The 24329-nt window shown below is 66.1% G+C and carries 16 protein-coding genes; 1 reads left to right on the top strand and 15 read right to left on the bottom strand.

Going from position 1 to position 24329, the window contains the following annotated elements; translation table 11 throughout:
* Nucleotides 1-19 precede the first annotated feature (19 nt).
* The 6 genes from trpB to SPHN_RS05850 all read right to left on the bottom strand — a co-directional run bounded on the left by trpB (nt 20) and on the right by SPHN_RS05850 (nt 6263).
* On the bottom strand, nt 20-1261 hold the full coding sequence (trpB, locus tag SPHN_RS05875; protein ID WP_248521917.1) for a tryptophan synthase subunit beta: 1242 nt from the start codon (nt 1259-1261) through the stop codon (nt 20-22).
* Nucleotides 1262-1358: 97 nt separating this feature from the next.
* Nucleotides 1359-1991 carry a phosphoribosylanthranilate isomerase gene (locus tag SPHN_RS05870; RefSeq protein ID WP_248521916.1) on the bottom strand — a complete coding sequence of 211 codons (633 nt, stop codon included), beginning with the start codon at nt 1989-1991 and terminating at the stop codon, nt 1359-1361.
* A gap of 117 nt (nt 1992-2108) precedes the next feature.
* A complete protein-coding gene (gene pyrF / locus SPHN_RS05865; RefSeq protein ID WP_248521914.1) occupies nt 2109-2783 on the bottom strand; it encodes an orotidine-5'-phosphate decarboxylase in 675 nt (224 codons plus the stop codon).
* A complete protein-coding gene (locus SPHN_RS05860; protein WP_248521912.1) occupies nt 2780-3142 on the bottom strand; it encodes a LapA family protein in 363 nt (120 codons plus the stop codon). The genes pyrF and SPHN_RS05860 overlap by 4 nt, the downstream gene beginning before the upstream one ends.
* 105 nt (nt 3143-3247) lie before the next feature.
* Nucleotides 3248-5536: a patatin-like protein gene (locus tag SPHN_RS05855; RefSeq protein WP_248521910.1), complete on the bottom strand. Its 2289-nt coding sequence runs from the start codon at nt 5534-5536 to the stop codon at nt 3248-3250.
* Nucleotides 5537-5555: 19 nt separating this feature from the next.
* Nucleotides 5556-6263, bottom strand: coding sequence for an endonuclease/exonuclease/phosphatase family protein (locus SPHN_RS05850; protein ID WP_248521908.1), 708 nt, complete (start codon nt 6261-6263; stop codon nt 5556-5558).
* A 216-nt stretch (nt 6264-6479) separates the two neighbouring features.
* On the opposite strand from SPHN_RS05850, the gene SPHN_RS05845 reads away from it, so the two are divergent.
* Nucleotides 6480-7232: a prolyl hydroxylase family protein gene (locus tag SPHN_RS05845; protein WP_248521906.1), complete on the top strand. Its 753-nt coding sequence runs from the start codon at nt 6480-6482 to the stop codon at nt 7230-7232.
* 147 nt (nt 7233-7379) lie between these two features.
* On the opposite strand, the gene SPHN_RS05840 is transcribed toward SPHN_RS05845, so the two are convergent.
* The 9 genes from SPHN_RS05840 to SPHN_RS05800 all read right to left on the bottom strand — a co-directional run bounded on the left by SPHN_RS05840 (nt 7380) and on the right by SPHN_RS05800 (nt 24299).
* Nucleotides 7380-8000, bottom strand: a complete 621-nt coding sequence (locus tag SPHN_RS05840; RefSeq protein ID WP_248521904.1) for a L,D-transpeptidase — start codon at nt 7998-8000, stop codon at nt 7380-7382.
* Nucleotides 8001-8043: 43 nt separating this feature from the next.
* Nucleotides 8044-10599: a filamentous hemagglutinin N-terminal domain-containing protein gene (locus SPHN_RS05835; RefSeq protein WP_248521902.1), complete on the bottom strand. Its 2556-nt coding sequence runs from the start codon at nt 10597-10599 to the stop codon at nt 8044-8046.
* Between the two features lie 67 nt (nt 10600-10666).
* The gene (locus SPHN_RS05830) at nt 10667-12349 is read right to left on the bottom strand and encodes a ShlB/FhaC/HecB family hemolysin secretion/activation protein (protein ID WP_248521900.1); all 1683 of its coding nucleotides are present in this window, start codon (nt 12347-12349) and stop codon (nt 10667-10669) included.
* 536 nt (nt 12350-12885) lie between these two features.
* Nucleotides 12886-13527, bottom strand: a complete 642-nt coding sequence (locus tag SPHN_RS05825; RefSeq protein WP_248521898.1) for a Crp/Fnr family transcriptional regulator — start codon at nt 13525-13527, stop codon at nt 12886-12888.
* A 508-nt stretch (nt 13528-14035) separates the two neighbouring features.
* Nucleotides 14036-16546 carry a TIM-barrel domain-containing protein gene (locus tag SPHN_RS05820; RefSeq protein WP_248521896.1) on the bottom strand — a complete coding sequence of 837 codons (2511 nt, stop codon included), beginning with the start codon at nt 16544-16546 and terminating at the stop codon, nt 14036-14038.
* Nucleotides 16543-18075 carry a tryptophan halogenase family protein gene (locus SPHN_RS05815; protein ID WP_248521894.1) on the bottom strand — a complete coding sequence of 511 codons (1533 nt, stop codon included), beginning with the start codon at nt 18073-18075 and terminating at the stop codon, nt 16543-16545. Before SPHN_RS05815 ends, SPHN_RS05820 begins: the two co-directional genes overlap by 4 nt.
* Complete coding sequence (locus SPHN_RS05810; RefSeq protein WP_248521893.1) at nt 18072-19673, bottom strand: alpha-amylase family glycosyl hydrolase; 1602 nt, start codon at nt 19671-19673, stop codon at nt 18072-18074. The genes SPHN_RS05815 and SPHN_RS05810 overlap by 4 nt, the downstream gene beginning before the upstream one ends.
* A 35-nt stretch (nt 19674-19708) precedes the next feature.
* Nucleotides 19709-21223, bottom strand: a complete 1515-nt coding sequence (locus SPHN_RS05805) for a tryptophan halogenase family protein (protein WP_248521891.1) — start codon at nt 21221-21223, stop codon at nt 19709-19711.
* A gap of 79 nt (nt 21224-21302) precedes the next feature.
* On the bottom strand, nt 21303-24299 hold the full coding sequence (locus SPHN_RS05800; RefSeq protein WP_248521890.1) for a TonB-dependent receptor: 2997 nt from the start codon (nt 24297-24299) through the stop codon (nt 21303-21305).
* Nucleotides 24300-24329: the final 30 nt, after the last annotated feature.

The raw sequence follows: 24329 nt of genomic DNA, 5'->3' as shown, positions 1-24329 counted from the left end.
GTGCTTGTGGCGACACCAGTCATATCGCCACCCCGAGCGCTTCCGCCACCGTGAAGATATCCTTGTCGCCGCGGCCGCACAAATTGGCCAGGATGATCTGGTCCTGCCGCATCTCGCGCGCCCTCTTCGCCACGGTCGCGATCGCGTGGCTTGGCTCCAGCGCGGGGATGATGCCCTCGGTCCGGCACAGCAGTTGAAACGCATCGAGCGCCTCCTGGTCGGTCGCGCTGTCATACTCCACCCGGCCGATATCGCGCAGCCAGGCATGCTCGGGGCCGATCCCGGGATAGTCGAGCCCGGCCGAGATTGAATGCGCCTCGGTGATCTGGCCGTCCTCGTCCTGCAAGAGGTACGTCTTGTTGCCGTGGAGCACGCCGGGGAAACCGCCCGCGAGGCTGGCCGCATGTTCCTTGTCGAGCCCGTGGCCCGCCGCCTCGACGCCGAGCATCTGGACGTCGGCATCGTCGAGGAACGGGTGGAACAGCCCGATCGCGTTCGAGCCGCCACCGATCGCCGCGACCAGCATGTCCGGCAGGCGACCGACCCGCGACAGCATCTGCGCGCGTGCCTCGGTACCGATCACGCTCTGGAAATCGCGGACCATCTCGGGATAAGGATGCGGGCCGGCGGCGGTGCCGATGATGTAGAAGGTGTCGTGGACGTTCGCGACCCAGTCGCGCATCCCCTCGTTCATCGCGTCCTTGAGCGTATGCGCGCCGCTGGTCACCGGGCGGACTTCGGCGCCGAGCAGCTTCATGCGGAACACGTTGGGCGCCTGACGCTCGATGTCGCGCGCGCCCATGTAGATCACGCAGGGCAGGCCGAAGCGCGCGCAGACCGTGGCGGTGGCGACGCCGTGCTGGCCCGCACCGGTCTCGGCGATGATCCGCGTCTTGCCCATCCGCATCGCCAGCAGGATCTGGCCGATGCAGTTGTTGATCTTGTGCGCGCCGGTGTGATTGAGCTCGTCGCGCTTGAACCAGATCTGCGCGCCCATGCCTTCGGGGGCAGACTCGCGGAGCGCTTCGGTGAGGCGTTCGGCGTAATAGAGCGGGCTCGGGCGGCCGACATAATGTTCGAGCAGGTCGTCGAACTGCGCTTTGAACGCAGGGTCGGCCTTGGCGGCACGATACGCCTCGTCGAGTTCGAGGACGAGCGGCATCAGCGTTTCGGCGACATAGCGGCCGCCGAAATCACCGAAATGACCGCGCTCGTCGGGCTGGGCGCGGTATGAGTTGGGGGCGAGGGTTGGAGCGTTCATGTGAAGCGCTTTAGCACTTCGAAATGTCGCGCCAAGCCCTTGTATCCCCGCGAAGGTGGCGATCCAGTCTGGGCACCCGCCTCCGCGGGTGAACAATTCAGGTGTGGGCAGCCGCGAGGAACGACGCGATCTTGGTTTCGTCCTTAATACCGGGCTCGCTTTCGACCCCCGAGGACACGTCGACAAGTTTGGCGCCGGTGCGGCGGATCGCCTCCGCCACGTTGGCCGGATCGAGTCCGCCCGACAGAGCCCAGGGCAGCGGATGTTTAAACCCATCGAGCAGGTCCCAGTCGAACCGCAAGCCCATCCCGCCCGGCAATGCGGCCGAGTCCGGGGTCTTGGCATCATAGAGTATCCGGTCGGCGACTCCGGTGAAGCCGTGCGCAGCCTCCAGATCGCCGCGCGTCCGAACCGCGACCGCGACCCAGGTCTCGATCCCGAACTTCGCGCGGATCGCGGCGGTCCGCGCGGGCGTCACCTTGTGGAGTTGCAGCACGTCGAGCGCGGCCGATGCGACCGCCTGTTCGAGCATCTCGTCCTCAGGATCGACGAACACGCCGACCTTCGCGACATGGCCCGGCACGCGGGCCGCGAGTTCGGCGGCTTTCGCGAACGTCACGTGGCGCGGCGAAGCAGGGAAGAACACGAACCCGACATGGCTCGCGCCGTGCTTGATCGCAGCGTCGAGCGTCGCGGGGGTGGAAAGGCCGCAGATCTTGGCGGTGGTCATGCTGGTTCCTTCGGCGGCAACACGTCCGGTCATCCTGACGAAAGTCAGGATCCAGAGCCATGGCAGTCGACGCTCGTTACTCTGGATCCTGACTTTCGTCAGGATGACGGAGCAAGCCTAAAGCGTCGCGGCCATGGCGCGAGCGGCGGTGTCGGGATCTTCGGCTTGCGTGATCGGGCGGCCGACCACCAGAATCGAGGCACCGGCGTCCATTGCCTGGCGCGGTGTGACGACGCGCTTTTGGTCGCCGATCTGGCCGTCGGGCAGGCGGACACCGGGGACCACGAAGAACCCTTTGGGCCAGATCGCCTTGGCGGCGGCGACTTCCGCGCCCGAGCAGACGATCCCGTCGACCCCGGCCTCGCAGGCGAGCTCCGTCAGTCGCGTGACCTGGTCGTGCGCACTGCCGACAATGCCGGTGGCCGCGAGATCGGCCGCATCGAGGCTGGTGAGCATCGTCACCGCGATCACCTTGGTGCCGATCGGCGCCGCGGCCTTCGCATCCTCGAGCATCGCCCGCCCGCCGCTGGCATGCACCGTGAGGATAGCCGGTTCGAGCGCGCCGAGCGCCTGCACCGCCTTCGCCACCGTGTTCGGAATGTCGTGTAATTTGAGGTCGAGGAAGATCGGCAGGCCGAACTCCGCCATCGCATGCACGCCGGGCTGGCCGTGCGCCGAGAAGAATTCGAGCCCCAGCTTGATCCCGCCGACATGATGGCGGACGCGCGCCGCGATCGCCTTCGCGCGCGTCAGGTCGGGCGTGTCGAGTGCGACGTAGATCCGGTTGCTCATCGCACGTCACCCGGCGGCACGGCGGCGGGCGTCACCGGTGCCGTCACCGTCGTCATCGGTGACGCAACCGGCGTTTCGACCGGCACGAACGCCACCGGCTCTGGCCTTGGCGTCCGCAGTTCCAGCAATTCGCGCTCGCACGTCGATAGCCGTTGCCTCAGCCGCCACCGGATCGCGTGGTTATACAGCATCGTCGGCACGAACCCGATCAGGAACGTCACGAACAGCAACAGCGGCAGGTTCACGTCGGCGATCAGCCCACCCCAAAGCTGGATCTGGACGGCGTTCCAGTTGCTTATGGTGAACACCGCGGCGACGAACGCCAGCAGGCACCAGAACAGGATTTTCAGGAACTGCATGCGGCGACCCTCTATTGTGCCCCAATCGCGCCGAAACGCGGTTGGCAACGCAGAGCTACCGCCACATCGGCGTTTTGGCCAGTCTTCTGCCGAGCAAGAGGGGGTTTAGCCGATCTCGGTCCGCAACTGCGCGATCAGCGGCAGGATCGCGGTCAGCCGCGGTTCCTCCTCGTCGAGGATCGCGAGGAACGCCGCCCGCTTGATCGCCGCGACACGGCCCGGCTTCATCCGCACCGTCTGCGGCAAGGTGGAGACGGTGATGTCGATCATCCGCTCCGACCCGTGCAGCCGGCCCCAGAGATAGTCGTTCTCGCGGTAGGCGCGGCTGAAGAACGCGCCGAACGTGCCGAACTGGATTCCCTTCAACGTCGCCTCCGCGCCGCCGGAGCGGATCGCGGTCGCATCGTCGGGCGCGATCCGGTCGACCTTGATCGGGTCGAACTCGTCGAGCCCCTCGCCCTGCAACAGCGGCAGCGTCGCGGTGTCGAAATACGGAAAGCCGAGATAGGCGAGCAACAACGTCCGCCGTGCAGGCTTGGCAAGCGCGGCGAACGCCTCCGCCAGCCGCTGGTCGGTTTCCGCATCGAGCCGTTCCAGATCGAAAATCCGCCCCAGCGTCTCGAGCACCGCGGTCGCATCGCCCTTCATCGCGCGTACCGCATCGTGCATCCCGGCATGCATCTCGCCGCGCAGCCGATCCAGATACGGCGACAGCGATTCGTAGATCGCGTCGCGCATCGGCGCGAGCTCGGGCTCGTCGGCGGCGGTTTCCACCTCCGACAGCCGCCGCGCCATCAGCCGCAGCCGACGGATGCGAAAGCCGATGTCGAAGGTCCGCAGGAACGCGATCGACGCCGGGCTGGCACCGTTTGCGAAGCCCGCCCCGAGCTGGTCCGCGCCCGTCGCCGCGACCCGCGCGACGATCGCGGCCCGGATTTGCACCAGCCGCCGCGGGCTGTGATGCAGCCCCGCATCGTACAACAGGCTCGCGATCGTCTCGATCACCGCGCTCCGCTTCAGATGCCCGTACGCGACGAACCCATAGCCCGAACTCGCCGCCGCGGCCTTCTGCGCCCGCCGCCGCCACGCGATCAGCCGCGGCGCGGTCGGGCGATCGAGGAACAGCGTGTGGCCGAACAGCGATTCGACGTCGGCCTCCACCTCCGGCCGGATCGCGGTGACGATCCCGCGCATCCGGTCGATACGCGCCGAGCGCGCGGCGATCGCCTCCAGATTGTCGCGGATCGGCTGCTGGCGCGGAATGTCGCTGATCGCGCCGATGATCGTCTGGAAGAACCCGGGCGTGCCTTCGCCGCGATTGAGCCGCAGCTTGATGCCAGGCGACGGGTCTATGTAAATGAACCGCCGGTCGATCTGGCGCCGCGCCGGGCGTTCCTTCAGCGCATCGAGCGCCGGCCGGAACGGCGCATTGGCAAGCACCGAGCCGTCGATCAGCACCGCGCTTTCCGCCGCGTTGGCCGCGGTATGACGCGGCAGCACGCGCGCGAGGAAGCTGCTGCGTTCCGGCCATGCGATCTTCCGCTGCTCCAGCACGCCGTCGAGTTCGGCAACCGTGAACGGCGGAAATGCACCCGGAAAGCTCGACGTCGCGCGCGCCGCGAACGCGAGTTCAGCGCGCGGCGCCAGCGTGTCGGTCGCGCCGCCATGGTCGGTGAAGTCGACCACCAGCCGATGCTCGGTCTCGACCACCTCGGCAGGCGAATTGAGCTGCAACCGCTCGGGATGCCCCGAAAAATCGGTCACCGTCACGAACAGGTCAAGCGGCTGGCCGGGCGGCAACAGCCGCGGCCCGCGCTCGCTCGCGCCCATCGCATCGAACGCATCGAGCAGCAGGTTGGTGAAGGTCTTCCCCCCGAACGGCGGCTCGAACCAGCGCGACCGGATGAAATGCGACAGCTTGGTCCGCACCTCCTCGCGCGTCGGCTCGTCGAGCGCCTCGACCTTGTCCGTGCTCCGCCCCGCCGCCATCCACGCGAGCGGCATCGCCCATGCCTTCGAGAAGCGCGACTTCGGCGCCGCCTCGGTATCGATCAGCGCCTCGACGTCGGCGGACGTCATCCACAGGTCGGTCAGCGGATCGAGGCTCTGGCCGGTCGCGATCGCCTGCGCGAGGAAGATGCCGTTGATCCCGCCCGCACTTGCGCCGGCGATGATGTCGGCGAGCACCCGCACCCGGATCGATGCGTGATCCTCGATCTCCTGGAGCAGTGCGTGATACACGCCCTGGCTGCCGCCCTTCGGGGCCTCGCCGTCATGGAACGCCCGGCTCGCGCAAACGAGACGCCAGATCTCCTTGGTGATGCCGTGCATGTAGACCGCCAGGCTGATCCCGCCATAGCAGACGAGCGCCAGTCGCAGTTCCTTCTCGCGCATTCTACATCCTCGGTATCGATTATGGAGCCGTTGCCCTGGGTTCGAGCATAGCCCAGATCGGCAGATGATCCGACGCTTTCCGCGCCGCCGGGCTGGCATGCACGCCGCAATCGACCACGTTCAACTCGCGCGAGACCATGATCCGATCGAGCCGCGCGATCGCCCGCCGCGAATGGAAACTCGCGCCGGTCTCGGCAAATGCATAGTCGCGCCCAAAGTCGCGCAGGCACCCGGCGCCCGCGCTCCACTCGTTGAGATCGCCCATCATCACGGTCGGATGACGATGCGTGCACGTGTCGACATGGTTCATGATCGCTGCCGCCTGCTTGCGCCGCCACAGACCCGACAGATCGAGATGCATGCCGAGAACGCGGATCGTACCGTCGGCGAGCTGCACGTCCGCCATCACCGCCCCGCGCGGCTCCAGCGCCGGCAGGTGCAGCGGTTCGCTGGCGATCACGCGCGCCGATTTGCGGACGAGGATGACGTTGCCATGCCATCCCATGCTGAGCGCGCGCAGGCCGAAATCGACCGGTTTCCAGTCGCTGTGCTCCTCGAGCAGGTGATGCGGCAACACGCACGCCTTAGCGCCGAAGCGGCGATCCGCCTCTTGCAGCGCGATTACGTCGGCGTCGATCTCGCGCAAAACCTCGACCACGCGTTCGGGATTGCGCCGACGGTCGAGCCCGATGCCCTTGTGGATATTGTAGCTGGCGACCTTGATCATGCGTGGGCCCTATAACGCCTCAGTGTGATCCCGGTTGCGGCGGGGTCCATCGCGGGGTAGCGGTGGCGAATAATCGCACAATCGGGCCTGGCCAAAGTTCGCTACAGCTCAATCGCCTAAGTAAACGTTTGAGATATATCAAGAAAAAAATATAAACATATGATAAGATGTCTGCTATTGGTTTAGTAAAGGGCGTATGAGTAGAGCGATCGAAACATGTCCGAATTTCTAGATACTGGCGCTTGGCCGACCGACAAGTTTGAAAATGCGTCGCTGATGTCGGCTCCATTGTCGGCGCTCGATCTGCGCGACGGGCAGCTGGAAGCCCTAGCCCGATCCGACTCCGCGGTGCGCATTCGAGAGCGGATCGCGCATTACGCCGGGGCCGTCCGGATCCCGTCAAACGGCGTCGAACTCTATGTCGTCCGCAATTTTCTCACGCTTGGCGAATGCGCTGCGCTGATCCGGCTGATCGATACCGATCGCGTGCCGTCGCCCGTCGTCTCCGACGATCCCGTACCGTCGTATCGGACGAGCGAAACCTGCTATCTCTATCCCGGACCCGACGCGGTAACGGCCGTCGAGAGCAAACTCGACGATCTGACCGGTCTAGATCCGGTCTTCGGCGAGGCCTTGCAGGGCCAGCGCTATGCGGTCGGGCAAGAGTTCAAGCCGCACCATGATTTCTTCGATACCGGGCAGCATTATTGGCGAAATCAGGTGCCGATCGGCGGACAGCGGACCTGGTCGGCGATGACGTTCCTCAACGAACCGACACTGGGCGGCCGGACGAACTTTCCGACGGCCGGCGTGATGATCGCACCGAAGGCCGGCAATCTGGTGATCTGGAACAACATGGATGCGCTGGGGCGGCCGAACCCGGGGTCGCTGCACCAGGGCATGCCGGTCGAGCAGGGCGTCAAATACGTGCTGACCAAATGGTATCGCGAGAGGCCTTGGTGCCGGTGACGTAGGGGCCGGGCGGGGCGCAATTTCACCAGACTTGGCTGAGAAGTGCTGGAGGGACGGAGCGCGATAATTCTTGTTCCGTGTCCTCCCCCTCCGTCTGGCAAGTGCCAGCCACCTCCCCCTGGCGGGGGAGGATTTTATTGTCTGTCAGTCCGGCACGGCGAGCACGCTTCGCAACGGCTTCGTCTCCGGCAGGATGTAGACGATCCCTACGGTCCCGGTGAATAACGGCTTCACCACCCCGTCGTAAAACCCCGGCGGCACATTCACGCAGCCATACGAGATCCGGTTGTCGCTCGGCGTCGGTGAGGCGAGCCGGCCGGCGCGATTGTCGACGCGGCGGCCGACGATCACGCGGTGCATCGACAGCGCGGCGTCATAGTCGATCCACAGGATGTCCTGTTCGAAGTCGCGACCGAGCGAGGCCTTGAACCGACCCGCGGGGGTCGTGCGTTCGGACGGCGTAATCGTCGCGAGCTTGCGCTGGCCGATGCCGGGCACGCTCGCATCGCCGCGCGCCATGCCGAGCAAGGCTGGTGCCGTACCGCGCAATCCACCGGTGGCGTCGAATGCGAAGACTACGGCGTTCACCTTGTCGATGACGATGAACGGCAGGCCCTGGTTATCGTGCGACGCGGCAACCCAGTCCGCAGTGTCGCGCGCATCGTTCGAAACCGCTTCGGTCCCGAACCGTCCGACGGGTTCGGCGCGTACGGCCTGCGCCACGCCTGGGGAGGTCGCCGCGAGCGCAACGAGTCCCGTTATCAACGTACCGCGCCATTGCCGTCCGATCCTGTCCCGGCCGATCACTTTAATGGCGCGCCTGCTTGCGTGGATAGTCGGGGACGGCCGGCGTGTTCGGCGGGGTCGGTTGCACGAAGGGACGATCGGGTGTCGGCTGCACGGCCTGCGGCGTGCCCGGGGTCTCGACGATGACCGTACCCGGACGGATCGGCGGCGGGAATGCTACGCCATCCTCGACGACCTCGATCGGCGGTGGTGACGGGACGCGGACCATCACGGGCGGAACGTCCAGGATCGGGCGTGCCGCGGTCGGCAGGTTTGGCACAGGTGTTGGTGTGACGATGACGGGCGGCGTAGGCGTAGGCGTAGGCGTAGGCGTAGGGGTCGGTGACGGTGCTGGCGATGGTGCCGGGGCGGGCGCGGGAGCTGGAGCTGGAGCTGGAGCTGGAGCTGGTGCGGGAGCGGGAGCCGGCGCTGGAGCAGGAGCTGGAGCTGGAGCTGGCACTGGTGCCGGGGCAGGCGCCGGAGCCGGAGCCGGAGCCGGAGCCGGAGCCGGAGCCGGAGCCGGAGCCGGAGCCGGAGCAGGCGCCGGAGCCGGAGCCGGAGCTGGCGCTGGCGCAGGCGCCGGAGCAGCCGTGATCGTTCCGGTCGTCCGGAACCCGGCGACGCAGCACGAACTCGCCAGCGCATACTGGTCCGCGTTGGCCCCGGTCAGCGTATAGCCGCTGAAGCTCACGCCGATGCCCGTGCCTTCGCCGGTGCTGTCGAACGTCGCGGTCGCATCCGGGCCGGCGACCAGCGATACGCCGGTCGGCGTGCCCGAGGTGCCGTTGGTGTTGAACCCGCTCAGCACCGCCGCATTGGTGCCGTCGGCGACCTTCTGCGCGGTCGGGAACAGCAGCATGCGCTGGGTGATCGCCGCGCCCTCGGTCAGCACGAACTCGGTCGTGAAGTCGGTCGGAGTCGTGTACGAAATGGGGTTGTAGTTGATCGACACCGGCGCCGCAGTGACCGTGGTCGGCGGCGACAGCGCGGAGAACACGATCGTGCCGCCGTTGACGCCCGGCCCGGTGCCGTCCGCGCCGGCGATCAGCGTCAGCCCGACCGGCAGGCCCAGGCTCTGCGCGGGGATCGTCGTGCCGCGGGTCAGCGTGACCGCCGCATCGATCAGCACGTCGTGGCCGGCGCACAGTGCGATGTTGCCGTCGGTCGTCGTGATCGCGTGAAACACGTTCACGTTCTGCCCGGCGTTCAGCAGGATGCTGCCGTTGGTCGTCGTCAGGTCCGCGTTGACGTTCACGTCGCGACCACAGCAGGCGACGATGTTGCCGTTGGTCGCGGTGATCGGCGCGTTGATGTTGACGTCGCGAAACGCGTTCATCGTCAGCGTCGTCGGTACGCCCGACGCGGTCCATGCGACCGCATCGTTGACGAAGATGTCGCCATTGCCGGTGGTCGTGTCGCCCGCCGTGGGGATCGTGCTGATGGTGATGCTGGTCGTGACGAGCTGCGCCGACAGCGTCGCGCCCGAGATGTTGCCGCCCGCGCCGATCACGTAATCCTGCGGATCGATCAGCCACATGCCGGTCATGCCGCCCGGTGCGTAGGTCGAGACCTTGGCGCTGTCCGCCACGATGACGGTCGCGGCGGAGGTTTCGATGAAGCCGCCATTGCCGCCGACCGGCGCGCTCGCGTCGAGCGTGCCGGCGAGGGTGACGGTGCCGGTCTTCATGTCGCCGAGCAGCAGGATGGTGCCGCCGCGGTTCTGCAACGTGCGCGCCTCGACGACACCGGTGTTGTTGACCGCGGTGTGGAGCAGGTCGCCGGCCCCTTGCGCGGTCATCACGACCTTGCCGCCGTCCGCGCGGATCAGCCCGCCGTTGCGGACCAGCGCGCCGACCGCGCCCTTGTCGACCGCGACGTTGAGCAGCCCGTCACCCGCCACGTCGAGCGTGATCGCCTCGCCGCCCGCCAGCACGACGGTGCCGAAGTTCGCCTTGATCGTCCCGCTATTGCCGACGTTCGCGCCGAGCAGCGCGACATAGCCGTTCTTCGCGGTGATCCGGCCGTCGTTCTGGACGCCTGCGCCGCTCGTCCCTGCGAAACTGTTCTTGCCCGCGAGGAAGTCGGCATCGGAGATGTTGAGCGTCGAGGCCACCAGCCCGCCGACGTTCACGTTCGCGGTCTGGCCGAACAGGATGCCGTTCGCGTTGACGAGGAACACCTTCCCGTTCGCCGACAGATTGCCGAGGATCACAGACGGATCGGTGCCCAGCACGCGGTTCAGCGCGACCGAACTGCTGGTCGGCTGGTCGAAGACGACGCTATTGCCCTTGCCGACCGAGAAGGACTGCCAGTTGATCGCCGCGCGGTCGCTGGTCTGCGTCACGGTCAGCGACTTGCTGCCGGTCGCGATGCTCGCCTGGCCCGCGGCGACTTCACCTCCGGTCGGCAGCGTCTGCGCCTCGACCGGACGCGCCGCCATTGTGCCCGCGAGGCTGAACCCGATCAACCAGGCGAACCGCGCGAGCCCGGTCGTGCCGAACAGCCCGCCAAGCCGCGTGCGCGTAACGGAGGGAGCGAGGCGGCTGGTGTTTCTGAGCGAAGAGGGAATGGGGGTCATGGGCGGTATCCTTGGTGGCGGCGGATGGCCGCAAAATTGGGGGTGCCAGCAGCGTTTGGCGGCGCGGTCAGAAGGTCTTCGACACCTGGAACCAAGCGCGGCCCGACTTGTCGGGGGCGGACGTCGCGTCCTCGTCGCCGAGTTTGCGCGCATAGGTCGCCCGGGCGGCGATCCCGTACGGTCCCGCCCAACTCAGGCCTGCGCCGTACGCGCTGCGCTTCGCGTGATTGGAGCCGGTGAAATACGGGTGCTTGACGTAATCGACCTCGCCGACGTCGACGAACCCGAACAGCTGGAGCGCACCCGGCACGACCTGCGGCAGCGCCAGCCGCGCCTCGGCGGTGGCGACGTAACCCTGGTCGCCATACGCCTCGCCTTCGGGATAGGCGCGCACCGCATAGGCGCCGCCCAGTTCCATCCGCTCGGAGATGTCGAGGTTGCTGAACGCGATCTGCCCGCGGGCGGAGGCGAACAGCGACAGCGGTCCGGCGATCGTCTGCAACCGCGCGAAGCTGAACTGCAGCTTCCCGTAGCTGCCGTCGGTGCGTGCGGTCAGCGCGTCGATGGAACGCTCGTACGCGCAGCGGATGTCGAGATTGCCGACCGAATAGCTCAGCGAATACGCGCTCCAGCCGCCGCCGAGCAGCGTGTCGTGCTGGTCGCCGCTGAGCCCTGCGGTGATCACCTGCGCGCGACGATAGCTGGTGGTATCGACGATGCCGATCTTGTCCTCGAACCATTTCACATCGCCGCCGACGGTCACGTACAGATTGTTGTCGCGCAAACGGATCAGCGGATAGCTGGCATAGACGCTGGCGACGTCGGCGTTGCCGCTGCCGTCGAGGCTGTCGAATTCCTTGCCGAGCGAATATTCGAGATGCGCGAAGGCGACGCCCAGCGTGACCTGGCCGATCGGCGCCTGGTACGAGGCGCGACCATAAGCGAGCCCGGAGAACGAGGTCAGCGCACGCAGGCTCAGCACGTCGCCGGAACCGGTCGGGTTGTTCCAGTTGACCGAACCGCCAACGCGGTAGGCGCCGGTGTAGCGGTTGCCGGCATTGTCGGCCTCGACGCTGCCGGTGATGCTCTGGCCGGGGGTGATGTCGACCAGCAGGTCCGACGTGCCGACCGCGGTGCCAGGGCTGAGCGTCGACTTCACGCGCACGCCGGGAAGGTCCGACAACATCAGCAGGCGCCGTTCGAGCGGGGCGACCGCGACCGGATCGCCGACGTCGAGCCCGGCGAGGATACCGTTCGCGACGCTGTCAGAGAGCCGCGACTCGTTCTTGACGCCGACTGCGCCGAAGCGACCTTCGATGACCGCGATCGTGACCGTGCCGCTCTGGACGTCCTGCTCGGGGAGGTAGGCGTTCGCGACGAAATAGCCGCGGCTGGTGTAATAGGCGGTGATCCGCGCGGCGAGCGTCTTGAGGTCGGACAGATCGAGCTCGCTGTTCGGCGTGAATTCGGACGCGGCGATCAGGTCGGCCTCGGGGAACAGCGTCGCACCGGTCACGCGGAGCGACCGGACGAGCGTCTTGGGGCCACCGGTTGCGGCGACGACAACGGGCGTCTTGCGCTCGAACCCGAAATCGGGCGCGGGAGTCTCGTTCAGCGGAGTCGGTGGGATCTGCTGGAGCTGTCCGCCGGCGCCGACGGGAACCTGTGCCTGCGCGGATTGCGCGGAAACCAGCAAGGCAGCCGGGCTCACAGCCGCAAGCGCGGCCGCCCATAGGGTCGACTTGTACATGAACACCTCGATAGTCACCGCGGATGGAAGGCACGGATCTCCCATCCGCAGCAGCGGGAGCCGTTCGAAGGGGGTAGAGCGCCCGAAGCGAGGACGAAGCCTTAGCGGATTGCAGCGGATCGATCTGCGTCGAACCTCGCTGCCATCGAAACCCAGATGGTCAGGGCATTGTATCCCAAGCGGTCAACCGGTCGCGAGGATCGCACGGTATGATCGCTAAGTCTGCTTAACCTATGTAAGTCTAACAAATAAAAATCAAGCTATAAACTTGATATGATAGTGTAAAACGTACAATTTGCGGCGCTTGAGACGGTTTGCCGATCGGTCTGGCTGCGCAAGACTGTAATTAAGACCGTCTATTAAGATTTGGATAACATTATTTCGCGTCCAGCTCGCGAAGTGACTCAGGATCGAACTCGGGTTTCACTGAGTGAATCTATCGATTCGTTCAGATCTCTGTAGTTCGATCGTCGAGAACGGCTGGAGCTGGAGCCTATGTCGGCGGAGCGGCGACCGCGGCGCCGACATCAGGCGGACTAGACCGTTCGGTAGCCCGGGGCGGGAACCTGCCGGCCTGGATGCAGATAATCCGACGAGAAGCAGGCGACGTCGCGCAGCCCTTCCCAGTTTGAGAACACGACGTTGCGCCAGCTGCGCTCGATCAGGCCGGCGGCGTGAAGCGTCTTCAGCATTCGGTTGACGTGAACCGCGGTCAGTCCCGTCGCCTGGCCGATCTGTTCTTGCGACATCGGCAACTCGTAGCCGGCGGCGGTATCGCTCCGCCAGGCGTCGCAACGGACCGCAAATTCGCACAGAAAATGCGCGACGCGGCGCAGGCCGTCTCGGGCGCCAATGTTGACGATCCATTCGCGGGCGATCGCATGGTTTATCGCTTGATGAATACCAAGGGCATGGGCGATCGCCGGCCGGCTCGCGGAGAGTTGCTGGACCGCGGATAAAGGTATCATGGCGACGTCTACCGTCGTGAGCGCGCGGACGTTATGATCGGTCGTCAGCAAGTATAAATGCTCGAGGCCGATAACATCACCGGATATGGCAAGCGACACGATCTGGCAATTTCCCTCGCCATCGTCTTTCTGGCCGTAACAATAGCCATCCAATAGTACCGAGACGGTATCGCACCGATCACCCTGGCGTACGAGATATCCCGACGCCATGAATGTCTTTCGCGTAAAGGGCAGATTTAGAACGTGATTCCGGTCGTCTTCGGCGAGCGAGACCCCGAGCGAAAGCCCGTCGAGAAACTTGGAGAGCGTCGTATCGATGTCGCGGTGTCTCTAAAAACCAGAGTATGTGTCTGACATCCGGTTCGACGGCGTCACACTTGGTATTGATGGTCTTTAGCAGATGTGTGCGAGATCAAGGCGATCAATTATCAGTATCAAAAAGATTTTTTGTAAACTTATATTTGATCGTCAGCGACGGGAATACTTGGCTCTTCCGTATGGGTAAATCCGTTCCGCAAGCGATACCGGGATTTCTAGTGCCGGCAAGGGGATTAGAACCGCGTCGCTATGGGGGAGGGCGGTACACCGCACGCGCCGAGGCTCTTCTGCGCTCTCCCGCTAAAGGCAGCCGCGATCATCCCGCGCACGTCGGTGCGCGCGGGGTGGTCGTAGGGTGTTCGCTGAGCAACACTCCGCTACGCGCGGGGCGGCTCCGCGATCAGTTGGTGCGCGCTGGGCGCCCGTCGATCGCGATCGTGGTGGCACCGGATTGCGCGGGAACGGTCACGGTCGCCGTCAGAGCTTGGGCGTCACCAACGAGGTCCAGGCGCTTGCCCTTCGCCACGGCGCTGCCGCTCCCGGTCCAGTTGTGGACGGTGACGGCGATCGATTTCCACCACGGCTTGAATCCGCCCTCTGGCTTGGCGAAGTCGAGCGACAGGCCTGTGGGCGTGATCGTGCAGCGCACCGTCTGCCGGAAGTAGCCGCGGCGTGTGTACGCCAGCGTGCGGCCGTCGTCCTCGTAGAGCGTGCCTAGGCAGTCGGCGCCGGGATAGACGTCGAGACGGAGCGGCCCGTTCGGGGTTTCGCTCGTGCTCTGGACCAAGGGCTGGCGGGGCAGGATTGTGCCGGCGCGGACGAACACGGGCAGGTGATCGAGCCGCGGCGTTTCGGTCACCCGGTCGCCGAGCGTGCGCGCGGTCGGTACGGCCTGCGTCGCCGACTGGATCGGGCCGGCGGCGGCGGGCTCGGGCGTGCCGACGCGCTGGCCGGTCCAGTAATCGTACCAGCCGCCAGCGGGGAGGCAGACGTCGTAGGTCTGCGGCGACTCGGGCTTGGGCGGCGGCGCGATCAGCAGCGACTTGCCGAGCGTGAACGCCATCGACTGATCGCACGACGCGGTCGCGGCGGCGGGATAATCGTAGAACACCGGCCGCATGATCGGATCGCCGAACCGCACATTCTGGTCCGCCAACGCGTAGAAATACGGCATCAACCGGTAGCGCTCCTCGATGAAGCGGCGGCGGATCGCGAGATGGTCGGGGCCGTCGACCCAGGGTTCCACGCGAGGGGTGCCGGTCGCCGAATGGTTGCGGAACACCGGCGTGAACGCGCCGATCTCGGTCCAGCGGGTGAGCAGGTCCGGGCTCGGGCCGCCCGCAAACCCGCTGACGTCCGCGGCGCTGTAGCCGAAGCCCGACAGCCCGAGGTTGATGATCTGCTGCACGGACAGCTTCAGATGATCCCAGGTCGCGCTGTTGTCGCCGGTCCAGGTGACCGCATAACGCTGCCCGCCGGCATAGCTCGCGCGGGTCATCACGAACGGGCGCTCGTCGGGGCGCAGCTTGAGCAGGCCATCGAACGTCGCGCGTGTGTTGAGCATGCCGTAGACGTTGTGCGCCTCGCGGTGATCGGTGATGCGCGCGGTGAAATCGTCGCTGTCGATGCGGTGGCGGGTGTCGAGCGGCATCGTCTTGGTCGGCGTCTCGAAGATCGCCGGCTCGTTCATGTCGTTCCAGAAGCCCGCGATCCCGGCGTCGAGAAAGCCCTTATATTGCGTGCCCCACCAGGTCCGTGCAGCGGTCTTGGTGAAGTCGGGGAATACCGACGGCCCCGGCCAGACCGGCGCGACATAGGGGGTGCCGTCCGCATTCTTGATGAACGCATCGGCCTTCATGCCGCTCTGGTACGGCGCGTAGCCCTGCTCGACTGCGGCGATGTGGAGATCAGTGATCGCGACCAGCTTGATCCCGTCGGCCTTCATCTCGGTGGCGAGCTTAGGGAGGTCGGGGAAGGTCTTGGCGTCCGTGGTGAACGGCCGGTTGCGATCCTGATAGCCGATGTCGAGCCAGATCACGTCGGTCGGCACGCGGTCGCTGCGCAGGCGCGCGGCGATCTGGCGAACCTCGTCGGCGCTGCCATAGCTGTAGCGCGACTGCTGGTAGCCGAGCGCCCATTTCGGCGCGAGCGGGGCGTGGCCGGTCAGGTCGGCATAGCGGCGCGTGACCTCGGCCATCGATGGCCCGGCAATGAAATAATAGTCGATCGGGCCGTCCGGGCCGCCGAACGAGAGCGTCTCGGCGTCGCGGTGACCGAAGTCGAACCAGGTGCGGTAGGTGTTGTCGAGCAGGATGCCGTAGCTGCCTCCCGCGCCGCCGGAGCCGATGAAGAAGGGTATCGACTTGTAGATCGGATCGTCCGCGCTGCTGAACCCGAACGCGTCGGTATTCCAGTCGACGAAGCCGTGGCCGCGGCGGTCGAGCCCCTGCGTCTTGTCGCCGAGTCCGTAGAAATGCTCGCTGATCGGCAGCGTCTTCGAGATCGCGAACGCCTTGCCGTCGGTCGTGACGGGCGCGGCATCGGCGGAGATGATCTTGCCGTCGAGCGTCTCGAAGGTGATCGCGCCGCCTGGACCGACACGCACGCGGACGCTGGCGGTGGCGAAGCCGTCGGGGGCGGCGGTGACGGCGATCTTTTGGTGGCGGATCGCGGCGGGAACTGCCCAGCTGGCGTCTTCCGGAAACAGGCCGTTCTTGTCGATGCGCACGCGGACCAGACCGTCGGTCATCGCGGTGATCCGCGTGGTGGTCGTGCCGACATGGACGTCGATACCGTCGCTCCGTGGAGTCAATGTTGGCGCGGGGATGGCGGCCGCTGCGGGCGTTTGCGCGTAGACGGGAACGCTGCACACGCCAGCGGTGGCGGCGAGCAGGAGGGCTAGGCGTTTCATACGGTATCCTTGTGGTCCGCCAGGTGGCGGAGGCGAGAGGCGTGCGACCCGAAATTCGATGCGCAACGGGTCAGGAAATCGTCGATCTTCGGCAGGTCGATGGGATCGATGTCGGCGCCGGGCGGGCTGAGCCGCGCAGCATCGGGGAAGGTGCCGTAACCGGCGAACAGGCAGTGCCAGCTGATCGCCGAATAATAGCGGCCAAGCCCGGCGCGATCGATCGCCGCGACCATGTCGGCGCCGGTGAACCAGGTGGACATCAGCATCTTCAGGTCGTCCGACAACGCCTCGACCCGGCGCGCTTCTGCCCAATAGCCGGTCGGATCGTCGTGGCGCTGGTTGAGCCGGTAATGCGCGACGATATAATCGCGGACGCCGTCGTAGCGCGCGGCGATGCGCATGTTGAACGCGGTCCGGACCGCGTCGGTCGCGCCGCCCTGATCGACCATGTCGAGGAATGCTTCGACGGTGGCGATGACGAGGTGCAGCGCTGTCGCCTCGAGCGGTTCTAGGAAGCCCTGTGCCAGCCCGACGGCAAGCGCGTTGTGCGACCAACTGTCACGAACGCGGCCAACGCGCATCTTGAGGTAGCGCGCTTCGCCGGTGTCGACGCCGATATGGGCGCGCAGTTCGGCCTCGGCCTGCGCTTCGGTCAGATGGCGGCTGGAATAGACATAGCCGTTGCCGTTTCGACTGGTCAGCGGGATGTGCCACGCCCAGCCGGCCGACAGCGCAGTTGCGCGCGTCTGGCTGGGGATCGGCGCGCCGGGTGCGTGCGCGGTCGGCATCACCACCGCGCGGTCGTTGAACAGTGCGTCGGCATAGCTGACGAACGGGACGTCAAGCGCGCTGAAGATCGTGCTGCGAAACCCGCTGGCGTCGATAAAGACGTCGCCCGAGATGCGCTCGCCGTCGGTATCGATCAGTGCAGCGATGTCGCCGGTCTGCGTGCGCTCGACGCTTGCGATACGGCGCTGGAGGTGGACTACGCCCAGCGTCTCGGTCGCGTGCTTGGCCAGGAAGGCGCCGACCTTGTACGCGTCGAAATGATAGCCGTAGCTGACCTCGAACGGGAAGTTGGCGGCAGGCTGCGGTGCGCGGTTCTGAGCAGCGAGGCGGGCAGGGAGCAGGAACTGGTCGGGATGTGCCTCGACATCGCGCCCGGTCCGCCGCGCCCGCGTGTTGTAGAAGAATTGCGGTGCGGTGTGGCCGTCGAGCGCGGTGGGGAAGGGGTGGAAATAGCGCTCGTACCCGGCGCGGTCGGACCAGCCCTCGAAGCCGATCCCGAGCTTGTAGGTCGCGTCGCACGCCGGCATCCACTCATCTTCAGCGATGCCGAGCGTGTCGAAGAAGTGCTTCAACTGCGGCGTCGACCCTTCGCCGACGCCGACGATGCCGATCTCCGGGCTTTCGACCAACGTCACGCGGACGCCGCGGTCGCGCCAGCGATGCGCGATCAGGCACGCGGTCATCCACCCGGCGGTGCCCCCGCCGAGGATGACGATGTGCTGGCCGCGCCCGTCGATCACCGCCGCAGGACCAGCCCGGACAGTGGCGGCAGCGTCGTCGTGTCGGCGCCGTCGGTCGCGAACAGCATGGCGCCGTCAGTCATGATGCCGGTCGGCCAGCCACGCGCGTCATCACCGAGATTGAACACGCAGAGCAGCGTCTCGTCTTGGGACTGCCGCTCGAATGCGATCACCGCATCGTCGCTGTGCACGATCCGCAGGCTCCCGAGCCGCAACGCCGGATGCGCCTTCCGCGCCGCGATCAGCGTCCGCGTCCAGTGCAGCAGCGACGTCGCGTCGGCTTCCTGCGCGTCGACCGCGATCGCGCGGTGGTCCTCGCCGAACGGGAGCCACGGCTGGGTGCTGCCGAATCCGAGATCGGGTGCCGCGCCGATCCATGGCATCGGTGTGCGGGCCCCGTCGCGGGACAAGGTGAGCGGCCAATTCGCGATCGCCTCGGGATCGAGCAGGTCGGCGAAGGCGATGTCGACCTGCGTGAGGCCCAGTTCTTCGCCCTGGTACAAGAAAATGTTCCCGCGCAGCGCGACGAGCAGCAGGATCTTCATCCGCGCGAAGGCATCGCGCTGGTCGGGCGTCGTCCAGCGCGAGATCGCGCGGGGTGCGTCGTGGTTCTCGAACGCCCAGCTCGGCCAGCCAAGACCCGGCGTATCGGGCCAGTTGCCGACCGCATCGACGATCAGTTCGGGGGTCAGCCGGTCCGCGTACAGGAAGTCGAAACCGTACGCGCTGTTGAGCCGGCCATTGCCGCCGGTGAACAGCTTCATCTCGCGGTCGCTGTCGTCGCCACCCACTTCGGCGACCGTGAACCCCGCGCCATATTCGTCGAGCAGCGCGCGGATCCGCTCGATGAAGCCGACGATGTCCGGATGGCTCTGATTGTGCAGCTTCAGCTGGAAATCGAACGACCGCGTCCGTGCGCGGTTGGTCGCGGGCGCGGGCGGATTGTCGGTCAGCGCCGGGTCGTGCATCGCGAAGTTGATCGCATCGAGGCGGAAGCCGTCGACGCCGCGATCCAGCCAGAACCGCGCGGTCGCGATCAGCTCGTCCTGCACCGCGGGATTATGCCCGTTGAGCTGCGGCTGATCCTTGAGGAAATTGTGCATGTAATATTGGCCGCGTCGCGCGTCCCAGGTCCAGGCCGGGCCGCCGAACACCGACTGCCAGTTCGATGGCGGCGTGCCATCGAGCTTGGCATCGGCCCAGACATACCAGTCCGCCTTGTCGCCGCTGCGCGACGCGCGGCTCTGGCGGAACCAGTCATGCTCCTCCGAGGTGTGCGAATAGACCTGATCGATGATGATCTTCAGGCCCAGCGCATGCGCGCGCGCGATCAGCGCGTCGAAATCGGCGAGCGTGCCGAAGATCGGATCGACGTCGCGGTAATCCGACACGTCGTATCCGAAATCCGCCATCGGCGAGGTGAAGAACGGCGACAACCACACCGCGTCGACACCGAGCGCGGCGACATAGTCGAGATGCGCGGTGATGCCGGCAAGGTCGCCGATGCCGTCGCCGTTCGAGTCGGCGAAACTGCGCGGATAGATCTGGTAGATCGTGGCGCCCTTCCACCAGGGCGTCGGGGTCTCGGAAGCGGTCATCGGTCTCGATCGTAAAAGGGTGTCGGCGTCGGGGGTCATGCGGTCAGGCCCGCCGCGGCGGCGCAGTGCTGGGCGACGAACGCGGCATGATCCTGCATCTGGCCTGCCTCGCGCGCGTTCAGCTTGTCGATCGTGTCCATGAACTCGGCCAGATCGGCGGTCGATATCGCATCCGCCAAGGGATGATGGCCGCGCGGCACGATGCCTTGCCCGGCGAGCACCTGGAGCCAACCGACCTCGGTGAACAGCTCCTCATGCTCGCGGACGATGTGCCCGCTGCCGCGCCACAATTCGATCTTCGCGGCGAGCGTGTCGGGCACCACCATGTCGCGGCACTGGCGCCAGAACGGCGAGTCGTCGCGTTCCGTCGCTTTGTAATGGAGGATGATGAAGTCGCGGATGCGCTCGTATTCGAAGTCGCTCTGGCGGTTGAACTCGGTGCGGTCGGCGTCGGCGATGACCCGGCCCGGCAAGAGCTTCAGCAACCGCGAGATTGCCGACTGGATCAGGTGGATGCTGGTGGATTCGAGCGGTTCCATGAAGCCGGCGGCTAGCCCGAGCGCGACGACGTTGCGGTTCCACATCTGCTTGCGGCGGCCGGTGCGGAACGCGATCGTCCGCGGATCGGCCATCGCCGGGGTGTCTAGTCCGCTGAGCAGCGTCGCGGTCGCCTCGTCCTCGCTCATGTGTGCGCTGGAGAACACCACGCCGTTGCCGGTGCGATGCTGCAACGGGATCCGCCACTGCCAGCCCGCTGCATGGGCAGTTGAGCGTGTGTACGGCGTGAATGCTTCGCTGCGCGCCGATGGCACCGCGATCGCGCGGTCGCACGGCAGCCAATGCGTCCAGTCCTCGTACCCCGTGCCGAGCGCCTCCTCGATCAGCAGCCCGCGAAAGCCGGTGCAGTCGATATACAGGTCGGCGGCGACGGTCGTGCCGCTCTCCAGAACCAGGCCGGAGACGTCCCCGCTCTCACCGTCGCGCGTGACACGGACGATCTTGCCCTCGATCCGGTTGGCGCCGCGGGTCTCGGAATAGCGTCGCAGGTAGCGTGCATAGAGGCCGGCATCGAAATGATACGCGTACGGCATCGACGGCAGCGTCCGCGCGGTACGGGCAGGCCCCCGCTGCATCCGCTCGGCAAGCGCGGCGTGCGTGTTCAGCGAATAGGCGCCGAGATCGCCGGCGAGCCCCAGCGACCGCGCGCGCAGCCAATATTGGTGGAACGGCAACAGGCCGACGTCGCGACCGACATCGCCGAACGCGTGCATGTAACGGTGGCCCGGCTTGAACCAGTCGACGAACTCGATGCCGAGCTTGAACGTGCCGCCGGTCGCGCGGAGGAACGCATCCTCGTCGAGCCCGAGCGCATCGTTGAACAGATGGATCTGCGGGATCGTCGCCTCGCCGACCCCGACCGTGCCGATCGCGTCGGACTCGATCAGGTCGATCTCGTATCCCGTCTCCAGGAACCGCGCGAAGGTGGCGGCGGCCATCCAGCCGGCGGTACCGCCACCGGCAATGACTATGCGCAAGGGGTGGTCGGCCATAGTCTGCGTCCCGTTTTCAAACCGTCAGGTGCCCGTCAGCAGGGCCTCGCGGGGCGGCATCCACCGCCCCGCCCCCCGGTCAGAACTTGTAGGTGATGCCCACATAGTAATCACGACCATAGCGCTGGTAGTCGATCACCTGGCGCGGATCGTCGTTCTGGTACGTCACGAACGGCCGGTCGGTCAGGTTCTTCGCCTGCGCCAAAATCGCGAAGTTGCGCAGCGGCCCCGACTGGAACTCATAGCCGATCTGCGCATCCAGGATCGCTTCCGCTCGGGCGGTGCGATAGGTTGGGTTGGCCGACAGACCTGCGACCTCGGCGAGGAAGCTCGACCGGTAGCGGTAGTTCGCGCGCGCCTGGAAGCCCCATTTCTCGAAGTAGATCGTGCCGCTGCCGGTCCATTTGGACAGGCCGGGCAGGGTGATCGCCTCGGTCGGGTTGCTGCCATACTTGATCGTCGACTGCGTGTAGTTGCCGCTGGCGAACATGCCGAAGCCGTCGAGCGCGGACGTGATCGCCTTGAACGGCAGCGACAGAGTCGCCTCGACGCCGAGCACTTCGCCGCGACCGGTGTTGTCGGGCAAGGAGACGTTGCCGATCGTCTGACCCGCCGCGATCACCTGCGCCTGCTGCGCCGCGGTGAGGGAGGGGAGCAGCGCCGAGAAGTCGTAGGGCAGCGAATTGTTCGGATCGACGAAGTCGGTCAGGTGCTTGAAGTAGCTCGACAGCGCGACATAGCCGCCGCCTTCGAAATACTTCTCGAACGACAGATCGATGTTGGTCGACTGATACGGCTTCAGATTGACGTTGCCGCCGGTCGAGGTGAACACCGGGAACAGGCCGGCAGGCGTCTGGCCGATGTTGGTCAGGTTGATCGCGACGTCCTGCGTCACGCGCTCCTGGTCGAGGCGCGGACGGATCATCGTCTGCGATGCGCCGACCTTGACGAAGCCCAGCGGGATCAGTTCGACCGACATCGTCGCCGACGGCAGGAAATTGGTGTATTTCACCGACTCCTTCACCGGTGCGATCGTCACCGCGCCACCGACGACGCTGGCGATCTGCCCGGTCGAGCTCTGGTCCGAATGCACGACCTGCGCGCCGATCGAGCCCTTGAGCGGCTTGTCGCCGACCAGGCCGTCGATCGTGACCTTCGCGTAGCCGGTCCAAACCTTTTCGAGCACGACATTGTCGCGCACCAGCGCAGACGGCCGGCCATCGAACGCCGACTGCAGCGTGTTGTTATAGAGATAGAGCGGGTCGAGCGTCAGCATCTGCGGGATGCCGAGATAATCGAGCGCGACATTGGTCCCGAGCTGCGCCTCGCTGGGAACGTCGCTGCTGAGCGGCGAGCCGCTCGCCACGGTGCAGCCCACGCCGCCGCCCGGCGGGCACAGGAAGTAGGACGTGTAGGCGCTGGTCTTCTTGCGCTGGCTATAGTTGCCGCCGGCTTCCCAGCCCTTGACGACACTGTTCGAGAACTCGCCGTTGAGGCTTGCGCGGAGCGACTTCAGATCGTCCTTGAAGCTCGGCCGGTTGAGGAAGCCGGTCTGGACGACCTGCTGCGTGCCGTTGTTGCCCCACCCTTGCGGATCGGTCAGCTTGAAGACGTTGGTATCGGTGTAATCCAGCATCGGCGAGAAGGTGTAGGTGCCGTTGCCGTTCTGCTTGACCGTGACGGTGTCGGCCGCGCCGCTCTTCGCGAAACCGGTGCCGGTGTTGGTTTCGAGCAGGAAGTCGGTGCGGTCCGCATGGCTCCAGCTCGCGTCGACGTTCAGGTGGATCGTGTCGGTCAGCTTGAGATCGTTGTTCCAGCCGAACGAGTAATTGTCCGCCTTGCGCTGGTTATAATCGTTGCGCTGCACGCCGAAGACGTTGCCGAACGTCGCGTCGGTGACGAAACCATCGCTGCTCGTCACGCCCGAAACCGTCGTGCCGCCGACCGTACCGGCGCTGGCCAGCTGGCCGGCAAGCGGGAATTCGATACCGCGCAGGATCTGCGTTTCCTGGAAATGCGAATACAGCGCGTCGAAGGTCGAATGGAAGCTGTCGGACGGCTGCCACTCGATCGTCGCGACGCCGCCGTAGCGCTTCAGCTCGTTCGACTGGACATAGGGCTTGGCGCCGTTGACCAGGAACGGGTCGGCTGCGGTGCCGGTGCCGCTATAGCCCCACGCATTGTAGCGCTCGTTCTGCGACGGCGTCTGCGTCGCGGATACGCCGATCGCGATGCCGAGCGTGTCGTCGGCGAACTTGTCGACATAGGTCGCAGAGGCGCGATAGCCGTAGCGCGTGCCGTCCGGGTTGAGCTTGTCGATGCCGTTCATCTGGCCACGCGCGCTGATCGCGACGATCCGGTTGGGCTGGTCGAGCGGACGCAGCATCCGCAGGTCGACTGTGCCGGCGATCCCGGCGGCGATCAGCGACGCGTCGGCCGACTTGTAGACGTTGACGTTCTTGAAGAATTCCGACGGATATTGGTCGAACTCGACGCCGCGGTTGTCGCCGGTCGTCACCTGTTCGCGGCCGTTGAGCAGCGTGGTCGAGAAATCGGGGCCGAGGCCGCGGATCGACAGGCGCTGGTCGCGGCCTTCGAGACGCTGTGCGGTCACGCCCGGCAGGCGCGCGAGCGAGTCCGCGATCGACACGTCGGGTAGCTTGCCGACGTCTTCGGCCGAGATCGAGTCGACGATCAGCACCGACTGGCGCTTGATCTTGGCGGAGGATTCGAGGCCGGCGCGGATGCCGGTCACGACGATGTCACCGCCGTCGGACGCGTCGTCCGGCGATGCAACGGCCTGTGCAGCAGCATCTTGTGGTGCGGTGGGAACCGCGTCCGCCGGCTGCGGCGTCGGCTCGGCAGCGGTGGTGACGGCATCGACCTGCGCAGCCGCGGTCGGGTTGGCGTTCGGCGTACCGGGTGTCGCGGTCGAGGGTGCGACCTGCGCGAATGCAGCCTGTCCCGGCAGGATCAGCGCTGCGGCGAGCGCGGCCGCGCTGACCCGGAGCGCGAGGCGCGTGTGCGTCGTCAGTCCGAACGTCGCGTGGCCGCGATACGGTTTGAAATTGCTCATGAAATCCCCTTCGGCGAGACGGATCCCGCG

Source organism: Sphingomonas faeni (genome assembly GCF_023195535.1).
GTDB lineage: Bacteria > Pseudomonadota > Alphaproteobacteria > Sphingomonadales > Sphingomonadaceae > Sphingomonas > Sphingomonas faeni_B.
Note: the sequence above shows the minus strand (reverse complement) of the source record. Positions and strands in the feature narration are given on the sequence as shown.

Excerpts from the sequence above, each read along its gene's own strand:
- trpB (WP_248521917.1), bottom strand. The coding sequence starts at position 1,261 with ATGAACGCTCCAACCCTCGCCCCCAACTCATACCGCGCCCAGCCCGAC.
- SPHN_RS05870 (WP_248521916.1), bottom strand. The coding sequence starts at position 1,991 with ATGACCACCGCCAAGATCTGCGGCCTTTCCACCCCCGCGACGCTCGAC.
- pyrF (WP_248521914.1), bottom strand. The coding sequence starts at position 2,783 with ATGAGCAACCGGATCTACGTCGCACTCGACACGCCCGACCTGACGCGC.
- SPHN_RS05860 (WP_248521912.1), bottom strand. The coding sequence starts at position 3,142 with ATGCAGTTCCTGAAAATCCTGTTCTGGTGCCTGCTGGCGTTCGTCGCC.
- SPHN_RS05855 (WP_248521910.1), bottom strand. The coding sequence starts at position 5,536 with ATGCGCGAGAAGGAACTGCGACTGGCGCTCGTCTGCTATGGCGGGATC.
- SPHN_RS05850 (WP_248521908.1), bottom strand. The coding sequence starts at position 6,263 with ATGATCAAGGTCGCCAGCTACAATATCCACAAGGGCATCGGGCTCGAC.
- SPHN_RS05845 (WP_248521906.1), top strand. The coding sequence starts at position 6,480 with ATGTCCGAATTTCTAGATACTGGCGCTTGGCCGACCGACAAGTTTGAA.
- SPHN_RS05835 (WP_248521902.1), bottom strand. The coding sequence starts at position 10,599 with ATGACCCCCATTCCCTCTTCGCTCAGAAACACCAGCCGCCTCGCTCCC.
- SPHN_RS05830 (WP_248521900.1), bottom strand. The coding sequence starts at position 12,349 with ATGTACAAGTCGACCCTATGGGCGGCCGCGCTTGCGGCTGTGAGCCCG.
- SPHN_RS05825 (WP_248521898.1), bottom strand. The coding sequence starts at position 13,527 with ATGGCGTCGGGATATCTCGTACGCCAGGGTGATCGGTGCGATACCGTC.
- SPHN_RS05820 (WP_248521896.1), bottom strand. The coding sequence starts at position 16,546 with ATGAAACGCCTAGCCCTCCTGCTCGCCGCCACCGCTGGCGTGTGCAGC.
- SPHN_RS05810 (WP_248521893.1), bottom strand. The coding sequence starts at position 19,673 with ATGACCGCTTCCGAGACCCCGACGCCCTGGTGGAAGGGCGCCACGATC.
- SPHN_RS05805 (WP_248521891.1), bottom strand. The coding sequence starts at position 21,223 with ATGGCCGACCACCCCTTGCGCATAGTCATTGCCGGTGGCGGTACCGCC.
- SPHN_RS05800 (WP_248521890.1), bottom strand. The coding sequence starts at position 24,299 with ATGAGCAATTTCAAACCGTATCGCGGCCACGCGACGTTCGGACTGACG.